Origin of the sequence: Mycolicibacterium novocastrense (assembly GCF_001499835.1) — a bacterium.
Taxonomy (GTDB): domain Bacteria; phylum Actinomycetota; class Actinomycetes; order Mycobacteriales; family Mycobacteriaceae; genus Mycobacterium; species Mycobacterium novocastrense.
The window spans coordinates 18004-27445 of the sequence record NZ_LQIH01000035.1 but is presented as its reverse complement, the minus strand read 5'-3'; the positions used below and the strand labels follow the sequence as shown (position 1 = coordinate 27445).

Sequence of the window (9442 nt, the reverse complement as noted above, 5' to 3'; positions counted from 1 at the left end):
GTCTTGGACCTGTCCAAGGCCGCCGCCATTGAGCAGCAGCGCGACCGTCGCCAAGGTTTGGTCGGTTGACGGGTAGGCCCGCCCGTTGCTGGCGCCCCGACCGCCCCTGCAGTCGACGGTGGTTCGGCACCGCTTGCCGCCGAAGCCACGCTCCCAGCCGACAATCTCCCGCGCCAAACCGACCCCGCTGCCGGACTGCCCGGCATGATGCTCCCCCCAGGAGGCGGCTCATGACACAGCGCGGCCTACTGCGCGTCGCCGGCTCGACGGCGATCATCCTGCTTGCCACGATGCTGGTGGGCTGCGGATGGCAGGGACTGAACTCGTTGCCGCTGCCCGGCACACAGGGCGGCGGACCGGGCGCGTTCACCATCCAGGCCCAGATGCCCGACGTGAGCAACATCCAGCAGAATTCCCGGGTCCGTGTCGGTGACGTCAACGTGGGCACCGTCACCAAAATCGAACGCCAAGGCTGGCACGCGCTCCTGACCATCAAACTCAACGGCGATGTGCAGATGCCCGCCAACTCCACCATCTCGGTCGGCCAGACCAGCCTGCTGGGATCCCTGCACGTCGAGTTGGCCCCGCCGGCCGACGCGCCTCCGCAGGGCAGGCTGCACCAAGGCTCCCTGATCGCGCTGTCCTCAGGGCGGGCCTACCCGTCAACCGAACAAACCTTGGCGACGGTCGCGCTGCTGCTCAATGGCGGCGGCCTTGGACAGGTCCAAGACATCACCAAAGCGCTCAGCACCGCATTCGCCGGCCGTGAAGGAGATCTGCGCAGCCTGTTGACCCAGCTGGACATCTTCATCGGCAGAGTCAACGAGCAAACCAGCGATATCATCGCCGCCACCGACAGCCTCAACCGGCTGGTCGGGCAGTTCGCAGCCCAGAAGCCCGTCGTCGACAAAGCCCTCGACACGATCCCCCAAGCGCTGGCCGTGCTCAACGCCGAACGCGATGAACTCGCCGACGCCGTTGATCAGCTCGGTCAATTCAACGCGCTAGCCTCCGACTCGATCCGCCAAACCAAGGAAGCCTTGGTGAAGGAACTCACCGATCTGGGCCCGGTGCTGCAATCGCTGGCCGACACCGGACCCGCACTGACCCGCTCACTGGGCGTGTTCTCCACATTCCCGTTTCCCAAAGACACGCTGTCCAAATGGTTTCGGGGCGATTACGCCAACGTCTCCGTGGTCGCCGATCTGACATTGAGTCGCATGGACTCGTCCTTCTTCACCGGAACTCGCTGGGAAGGTGACCTGACCGAACTGGAACTGCAATGGGGCCGCACCATCGGCCAGCTGCCCAGCCCCTACACCGCGGGCAATCCACTGATCGCTCCATACCGCTGGGATCAGGGGCCCTGACAATGCATCTCACCAGGCGAGTTCAGATGCAGTTGGCGTTCTTTGCCGTGATCACAGTGCTGGCCGGCGGCGTGATGGCGTTCGTATACCTCAGATTGCCTAGTCTGTGGTTCGGTGTCGGGACCTACCACGTCACCCTGCAGTTGCCCACCTCCGCAGGGCTTTACCCGAACAGCAATGTCACCTACCGTGGCACCGAGGTGGGCCGCGTCGACGCCGTGCGCCTGACCGCCACCGGCGTCGAAGCTACGATGTCTCTGCGGTCGGACATAAAGATCCCCGCCGATCTCGACGCCCAAGTCCACAGCCAAACCGCCGCGGGGGAGCTGTTCGTGGCTCTGGTGCCCCGCGGTGGCGGCGGACCAGATCTCGCCGATGGCAGCGTGATCCCCTCCGACCGCACCCGAATTCCCGCGGACATCAATCCCCTGCTCGCCGCCACCAACACTGGCCTGCAAGCGATCCCGCACGACAATTTGAAAACCGCAATCGATGAATCCTTCGTGGCCGTGGGCGGCCTGGGGCCGGAACTGTCGCGGATCGTGCGGTCGAGCACGACCCTGGCCATCGACGCCCGCGAGAACCTCGACGCGCTGACCACCCTCATCGACGAGTCCAAACCCGTGCTGGACACCCAGGTCGACACCTCTGACTCTATCCAAGCCTGGGCATCCCATCTCGCCACCATCACCGGAGAACTTCAGGCACACGACAACGCGGTCTCCGGCGTGCTCACCGAGGGACCCGCTGCTACCGACGAGCTCCGCCAGCTCTTCGAGAAACTCCAGCCCACCCTGCCCATCATCGCGGCCAACTTGGTAAGCCTGGCCGATGTCGCCGTCGTCTACCAACCCAACCTCGAACAGATCCTGGTGTTATTACCGCCCAGTATTGAAATGCTGCAAGGCGCAGGACTGGCCAACCGCGACACCAAACAGGACTACGCCGGCCTTTATCTCTCGTTCAACCTCAACCTCAACCTGCCACCAGCGTGCACCACCGGATTCCTTCCGGCCCAACAACGTCGGACGCCCAGCGAAGTCGACTACCCGCCGCGCCCCGCCGGAGATCTCTACTGTCGAATCCCGCAAGACTCCTTGTTCAACGTGCGCGGCGCCCGCAACCTGCCTTGCGTAACTCGCCCCGGTAAACGTGCACCAACTGTCGCGATGTGTGAAAGCGACGAGCAGTACGTGCCGCTGAACGACGGCTTCAACTGGAAGGGCGACCCGAACGCAACATTGTCGGGACAGCCGGTGCCCCAACTACAGTCAGCCACCCCGCCGTCGAGCGCCCAGGCGCCGGTGCCGCCCATTGCAGTCGCCCAATACGACCCCAACTCGGGAACCTACATCGGACCCGACGGCAAGCAATACACCCAATCCAATCTCGCGCACAATGGACAACCACGCACCTGGCAAGATCTACTCACTCCCGCAAAAGGGCCGTGACCCATTTCAAAATCCCAGCACCACAACACAACCCAAGCAAAGCGCCACCAAGTCGGAGGGTTGAGCGCCGCGACCTCGAACGTACGCACCAATGAGCTTCTGCGACAATCTATTTCGCTGAGAACAAACTTTGCGGTGCACAGCAGTGACGAATTCCCGCAGGGTGAACGGGATGTGACCACCGCGATCGATCCAAAGATCACGTCGCGGCGATCGAATACAGCTGCGGCGATCAGCTGCTCCATTCTCGGCGTTCTCTCGTGGAGCACGGACGACGCGGCCGACTGTTCTAGCGGCTCCTCGACATGCGGAGGCTAGAGGTCCAGCCGGCGGAACTTCTGCCGTGATCGCAGCGAATAAATCCTCAGCGCCGTAGCCCTACTAGTAGTACTGTGGGCACGTGTCCGAAGTTGTAAACGACCAGGTAAGACGTATTCGCAACGGTCACTTGTGGCTGCCTGCCAAACGACAACTTTCGGCGGACGAGGCGGGCCCATCCCGGTGCTCGAATCTGATCCTCAGCCTGATCGGCGCCAACCGCGTGCGCGAGCCAGGGGAGCGGTTAGGTTCGAGCATATGCGCCGAAGGAAGCGCGTCACTGTCTCCGACGGCGCGATCAAGGAGATGATCTCCAAGAATACGAGGGCGTCTGCGCGACTCGAAGGACGTGAAGTGCCGGATGGCCACGCGCGCTCCCAGGACGTTCAGGATTATCTTGACGCGTTCGCATTCCAGAAGAGAAGCGATGCATCGCAGGGGCTCTCGGCCTCGGATTCAGAGAAATCGCTTCCCATCGTTGAAGCTAACTCGATCAGAGTCGATGAAGCTAACTCGATTAGAGCGAGCCTCGCTAACTGGAATTATCGTGTAGTGCAGTCCGCCGACGAATCCGAGTACTTCATCGCCGAGGTGTACTACGACGGCGACAAGCTGGGGTGGGTGGACAAGTCTCGCGACTGTCTCCGCTGGGGGCGTTACAACGACCTCAGGAACACCGTGCACCTGATTCAGGACGCGTTCGCCCGGCCTCTCTTGAGAGTGACAGAGGACGACCGCCTAATCGAGATCGCACCGACCTGACCTTCCGCACCGCGTAGTAGGAGAAGTAGGCGGAGCTGGCAACGCGCTACGGGCTATCGACGTCAGCGTCTCGGGCAGATGAGGTGACAGGTCAATGATGGCAGCTGCCGACTCTCGTATTGACGACGACAGCGGAATCACGTTGTGCACCAGCGTGACAAGGGAAGTCGGCAATGGCCGCCCGGCCTCTGCGGCGTGTTGTCAGCATCAATGACGGGCGAACGTTCGTTGGCGGGTTAGGCGAGGTAGGGAGTGATTATCGGCGTGCAGTCTGCCGCGGCTGGAGTCACACTAGGGTGACGGAAGCTTAAAGGTGTCAACAGGAGCGTCACGTGAAGCGTGATCACGATGAGGTGGAGCCGGCTCGACGCTGGCGGTCGCCGGCTGAGGTTGCGGACGTTTTCAACGGGCCCGAGGATTCTGCTTGGGATGCGGACCGAGATCAGATCGCGGACGACCTGCAGGATCCCTGGCACCGAGTCGCCCAAGCAGATCAGCGTCGTCCTGGTGAGTTCCGTCGCTAAAGGGAGTGATCAGCCGCGGCGGTCGCGCGTTCGGCGAACGGTGCGTGATGTAGCTGCAGCCATAAGCAGCGTTCGTAGCTCGGGATTGGACCAGTACGCGAACTGGGCGTCGGTGACAACCTGGACAGGTTGAAGAAGGATGCTGCCGTCCGCGTTGTGCCGTGAAAGGAAGCGCTTCTTCGGATGGCCCGGCAGGGTAATGCCTCCATGGTCATCGGTCTCGACGATTTCGACGCTGGGCACTCTAGAATCCTAGCGGCGAGTCGCTGGATGTCGCGGCACGCACCGTGACTAGCGACTGCGGCATGTTGCCACCGACGCCGCTGTAATAAGTAGCCGCCCCGTCGCCCCGATCTGGTCGGCCAGCAATGCACCGGGATCGCGATAGCGCCACGACTACAGGTTGACCACCCGGACCGAGTCGAATGCGCGCAGCGTTGCCGGGGACGCCGCCAGACGTGCGGCCCGAGCCCTAAGTGAGACTGGGTCGAGTTCGTTGCCGTCGGTGTCTCGTTGGTTGACCTGCCCGGTGCCTACCCACACGGGCGTTCTAGCCGTCGCGTCCACTATTCGTTGTTGCAGGTAGCCAGCGCTAGGCGCGCGTGTTAATGCTTGATTACGGCCTTGAGCTGCCATGACGAACAGTGAGAAAGGCAACTGACACATTTTGATTGACGTCTCATACCTAATGGCGTAAGGTTTTTACGACCAGTGGTGCGGGTCACAGCACTCACGGCAAGGCGATCCGCGGCAGACACCCAAAGGAGGGGCATGAGACTGCAAGGCAAGGTTGCGCTGATCACGGGAGCCGGTTCGGGCCTGGGACGCGAGAGTGCTGTGCTGTTCAGCGGCGAAGGTGCCCGCGTTGCGATAGTCGATATCGACGGTGACCGTGCCGAGCAAACACGAAAGCTGGTCGAGCAGGCCGGTGGCGATGCCATCTCGCTCATCGCCGACGTCGCCGACAGGGAACAGATCACCACCGCGGTCAACCAGACCGTCGACCACTACGGGCGCCTCGACATCGCGTGGGCCAATGCGGGAATCGTGTCGCGCGGTGGTGCTGCGGCGTTGGGTCTCGAGGAGGCCGTCGAGTTCGAGGACCTCACCGAAGCCGACTGGCAGCATGTGCTCGGCGTGAATCTCAGCGGCGTGGTGTTCACGGCGCAGGCCGCGGTGCGGCACATGAAGGCTGCTGGCAGCGGCGTCATTCTCGCGACGTCGTCGGCCGCCTCGCTGGTGGCCTATCCGAAGATCGCCATGTACTGCGCCACCAAGGCAGGAGTCAACGGACTGGTCCGTGCTCTGAGCCTCGATCTCGGCCGGTACGGAATCCGGGTCAACGCCATCGCGCCGACACATGGCATGTCACCGAACTTCTTGATGCCGCCTGGATCTCCCGTGGTCGGGCAGTCTTACGAGGAATCCGCAGGGCCGTGGAACCCCGCCGTGTCGCCGATCCCGCTGAAGATTCCACGACCGCCGTCCCTGCAGGATAATGCGAAGGTCGCGCTGTTCCTGGTGAGCGAAGACTCCGGTTACATCTCGGGTGCCACCATCGGCGCTACTGACGGCGGCACGCTGGCGCGGGTGGGCATGTGGTTCCCCGAGGACCTCAATCCTGAACCAGCCCAGTGATTTCGGAGTAACAACATGACCACTACCGAGCAGGCACCACCAGCACTCACCGTTGACTTCGACGTCTATGACCCGACCCTGGCGGAACCGGTCGACGTCATGCAAGACCGGATCGCCGGACTCGCCCGCAAAGGACCGGTGGTCTATTCGACTGCGCATGGCGGGCACTGGATAGTTACCCACTACAAGGAGATTCACCAAGTCCTCACCGACGCCGAGACCTTCTCCAGCTACCCGAACAACCTCGTCACACCGGCTGACTTCGGCCGGTTCATCCCGCTGGAGCTGGATCCGCCCGAGCACTCGGCCTACCGGCACGCCCTGCAGCCGCTGTTCAGTCCGCAGCGGATGAAACGGCTCGGCGACGACATCCGAAGCGTGGTCAACGAACTGATCGACGACTTCGGTACGGCTGGAGAGGCCGAGTTCATCTCGCAGTTCGCCCACGAGCTTCCGGCACGAGTGTTCCTGGCGCTCATGGACTGGCCGATCTCGGACGCCCCGCTGTTCACCACGGCGACCGACGCAGTGTTATTCGGCAAGCCGGGCGGCACAAAGGAGGAATCGGATCAGGCGATGATGATGGCGGCGATGACCATCGCCGGCTACTTCAACGAGGTGATCGCCGACCGTCGGGCGAATCCGCGCGATGACGCATCGTCGGTGCTCATCAACGGAGAGGTTGCGTTCCACGACGGTCCGCGACTGCTGACCGACGAAGAACTGTTCCGGATGTTCTTTCTGCTCTTGATGGGCGGACTCCACACCGTGCAGGGTTCGTTGGCCTGGACCATCGTCCACCTTTCGAACAACACGACTCAGCGCGACGCGCTGGTCGCCGACCCCTCGCTGATTCCCAAGGCCGTCGAGGAGATTCTGCGGATCGAAGCCGCGGTGGTTCCAGGGCGGCGCGCCACGCGCGATGTCGAGCTGGGCGGGGTACAGATCGCCGAAGGTGACCAGCTGATCCTCATGCTCTGCTCGGCCAATCGGGACGCGCAGTACTTCGACGCACCCGACAAGCTGGACATCTCGAGGCAGCCCAACCGGCATCTGTCGTTCGGCGCAGGTGTACATCGCTGCCTCGGTTCGCATCTGGGTCGCATCGAGCTGACGATCGCGCTCGAGGAGCTGCACCGGCGCATCCCCGACTACCGGCTCGTCGACTCGGATCCGCCGGTGTTCCACTCCACACAGGTTCGTGGTTGCGCACGGATGCCGATCACCTTCACGCCAGAACAGTAGACCGTAGAAAGCCGACATGACAGCCTCTCTTCCGCGCCAGGATCGCATCCGTCGTGCGCTGGAACTACTCCGGAACGAGACGACCGACAAGTTCGACGAGGTCGTGGGTTTCACCGCCGAGGAGTTCACGGACACCGCACTCGCGCAGCGCGAGCGCAACCTGATCTTCGGCGTGGTGCCCTCGATCGTCGCGCACGGTTCGGAGCTCGCCAAACCCTACGACTTCCTGACAGTAACGATGCCGCGGAACAACCTGATCATCGTGCGTCAGAAGGACGGCGGGGTTAAGGCTTTCGTCAACCTGTGCCGGCACCGTGGGGCATTGCTCGAAGAGAACGAGAAGGGTCGCTGCAGATTCTTCTCGTGTCCGTATCATCGGTGGTCCTACGATCCCGACGGCAAGCTGCGCATGGTGACCCGCGACGCGACGTTCGGTGAGATCGACCGAAAGGAGCACGGTCTGATCGAGGTGCCCTGCGAGGAACGCCACGGATTCATCTGGGTGATCGACAACGCACACGCGAAGATCGACGTCGCATCCTGGCTGGGCCCGGAGATGGACGACATCCTCGCCGGGTACGAACTCGACAAGCTGCAGTGTGTACGGTCGGCAGGTTTCGACGAGCCGACGAATTGGAAGATCATGCAGGACGCATTCCTGGACGGCTATCACATCCAGTACGCACACCCGAACACCGCAGGGAAGGTGATCCACACCAACGTGATGGCCTTCGAGGACTTCGGTCGGCACTGTCGATTCATCGCCCCGCGCAAGTCGATCGACCGCTGGCTCGAAGAGGACCCTGGCGATCGTGAACTGGATCGGTACGTCACCGAGACCCACTTCCTTCTGCCCAACAGCACGCTGTTGAGGCAACCGGATCACTTCCAGCTGTTGACCTTCCGTCCCGATCAGCAGGATCCCACTCGCTCGCGCATGGAGCAGCGTTTGATGGTGCCGCCACTGGAGGAGTCTGGCCTCGAAGAGGCGCACTGGAACAAGCGTTGGGACAAGAACTGGGAGATCCTCCTGGCGGTGCTGCACAGCGAGGACTTCCCGTTGCTGCGCAACTCCCAGCGCGGGATGGCCAGTGCCGATGCGGGCGATATGCTGTTGGGCCGCAACGAGGTAGCGAACCAGGTATTTCGTCGCGAGACCAGGAAGCTGCTCGCCGCGGAAGCGGCGCCCTCGACTTCATGATTAAGTACGAATGGCGTAGCTGGTTGGAGCCCGCGGAGCTCGCGCAGCTGGCCGATCTCCTCGACCGCGCTGCGCGCTACGACGCCGAACCCGAGTACAGCACAATCGACTTCGCGGATGTCGAACGGTCAATCGGTACAGCGGATGGCCGCACACGATACTTGGTGATCTGGATGCTGCCCTACAGCACCGGACTGGGGGAGGCCGACCAGCCGGAGCGCATCGCGGGGCTGATCAGAATGACCGTGGGCGCCGAGGGAACGGGGGCGGCCACCATCGTCATCGACCCGACCCTGCGATCGATCGGAATTGCCACATTGCTACTCGAGCGGGTGGGTCTGGACACGTCGGGCCCCGACGGCTGGCTGGGCACCGGGGCGCACACCATCACCGGGTGGGCGCAGGGCAACCACCCTGCCGCTGGGCGGCTGGGTGATCGTTTCCTCATCCCGCGCACCCGCCGCGTCTGGAAGCTCATCCGTTCTACCGATTCATCCGAGGACGCAGCGGCCGCACACGTCTTGGAATCGCTACCCGTCGCCGCGATCGACGAGACGCTCGGGTGGGCCAACTCCACGGGCTTGGGAGATCTTCTCGCGTTGCGCGAGTCGGGGCGAGTAGCAGGTGTGGTCGAAATCAACCATGAGCCGGTCGATTCGGAGGAATTCGGTCAGTGTGCGACGATCTCGGCCGCCAGCGCGGCACCTACGGCGTCGGTTCAGGCGCGACGCCGACTGCTCGACGGTGCTGCTGCGGTCGCCCACGAAGCCGGTTTCGGTGGTGTGATCATGTATGTCGACTCCAACGACGCCGAGTGGGTGAACGCCTGCCGGCTCTCAGGCTTCCAGCATGACCGGACCGACGTGCGATTCCAGCTCGGTGGTCGACGATGAGCGTCGTCCTGGACGTTACGGTCCCGACTGATTTGGCCAG

At 62.9% G+C, this 9442-nt stretch carries 8 protein-coding genes and 1 pseudogene; 7 read left to right on the top strand and 2 right to left on the bottom strand.

Features of this window, described 5'->3' with window-relative positions; translation table 11 throughout:
- Nucleotides 1-90, bottom strand: a pseudogene (locus AU072_RS28685) (hypothetical protein); the annotation flags it as partial.
- Nucleotides 91-230: 140 nt separating this feature from the next.
- On the opposite strand from AU072_RS28685, the gene AU072_RS21205 reads away from it, so the two are divergent.
- From AU072_RS21205 to AU072_RS21195, 3 genes are all read left to right on the top strand, one after another.
- A complete protein-coding gene (locus AU072_RS21205; RefSeq protein WP_064415619.1) occupies nucleotides 231-1370 on the top strand; it encodes an MCE family protein in 1140 nt (379 codons plus the stop codon).
- A 2-nt stretch (nucleotides 1371-1372) separates the two neighbouring features.
- The gene (locus tag AU072_RS21200) at nucleotides 1373-2821 is read left to right on the top strand and encodes an MCE family protein (protein ID WP_064415618.1); all 1449 of its coding nucleotides are present in this window, start codon (nucleotides 1373-1375) and stop codon (nucleotides 2819-2821) included.
- 576 nt (nucleotides 2822-3397) lie between these two features.
- Nucleotides 3398-3901 (top strand): hypothetical protein, encoded by a 504-nt coding sequence (locus tag AU072_RS21195; RefSeq protein WP_064415617.1) that lies wholly within the window; start codon nucleotides 3398-3400, stop codon nucleotides 3899-3901.
- A 533-nt stretch (nucleotides 3902-4434) separates the two neighbouring features.
- Here the strand turns inward: AU072_RS21195 and AU072_RS27745 are convergent.
- Complete coding sequence (locus AU072_RS27745) at nucleotides 4435-4668, bottom strand: hypothetical protein (protein ID WP_082680843.1); 234 nt, start codon at nucleotides 4666-4668, stop codon at nucleotides 4435-4437.
- Nucleotides 4669-5196: 528 nt separating this feature from the next.
- Here AU072_RS27745 and AU072_RS21190 point away from each other — a divergent pair.
- From AU072_RS21190 to AU072_RS21175, 4 genes are read left to right on the top strand one after another with little or no spacing between them, the layout of a single operon-like run.
- Nucleotides 5197-6063, top strand: a complete 867-nt coding sequence (locus AU072_RS21190; RefSeq protein WP_064415616.1) for an SDR family NAD(P)-dependent oxidoreductase — start codon at nucleotides 5197-5199, stop codon at nucleotides 6061-6063.
- Nucleotides 6064-6078: 15 nt separating this feature from the next.
- Complete coding sequence (locus AU072_RS21185; protein ID WP_064415615.1) at nucleotides 6079-7308, top strand: cytochrome P450; 1230 nt, start codon at nucleotides 6079-6081, stop codon at nucleotides 7306-7308.
- Nucleotides 7309-7324: 16 nt separating this feature from the next.
- Nucleotides 7325-8509, top strand: a complete 1185-nt coding sequence (locus AU072_RS21180) for an aromatic ring-hydroxylating oxygenase subunit alpha (RefSeq protein WP_064415614.1) — start codon at nucleotides 7325-7327, stop codon at nucleotides 8507-8509.
- Nucleotides 8506-9402 (top strand): hypothetical protein, encoded by an 897-nt coding sequence (locus AU072_RS21175; protein ID WP_064415613.1) that lies wholly within the window; start codon nucleotides 8506-8508, stop codon nucleotides 9400-9402. The genes AU072_RS21180 and AU072_RS21175 overlap by 4 nt, the downstream gene beginning before the upstream one ends.
- Nucleotides 9403-9442 lie beyond the last annotated feature (40 nt).

Coding starts and splice junctions, on each gene's coding strand:
- AU072_RS21205 (WP_064415619.1), top strand. CDS start 231: ATGACACAGCGCGGCCTACTGCGCGTCGCCGGCTCGACGGCGATCATC.
- AU072_RS21200 (WP_064415618.1), top strand. CDS start 1,373: ATGCATCTCACCAGGCGAGTTCAGATGCAGTTGGCGTTCTTTGCCGTG.
- AU072_RS21195 (WP_064415617.1), top strand. CDS start 3,398: ATGCGCCGAAGGAAGCGCGTCACTGTCTCCGACGGCGCGATCAAGGAG.
- AU072_RS21190 (WP_064415616.1), top strand. CDS start 5,197: ATGAGACTGCAAGGCAAGGTTGCGCTGATCACGGGAGCCGGTTCGGGC.
- AU072_RS21185 (WP_064415615.1), top strand. CDS start 6,079: ATGACCACTACCGAGCAGGCACCACCAGCACTCACCGTTGACTTCGAC.
- AU072_RS21180 (WP_064415614.1), top strand. CDS start 7,325: ATGACAGCCTCTCTTCCGCGCCAGGATCGCATCCGTCGTGCGCTGGAA.
- AU072_RS21175 (WP_064415613.1), top strand. CDS start 8,506: ATGATTAAGTACGAATGGCGTAGCTGGTTGGAGCCCGCGGAGCTCGCG.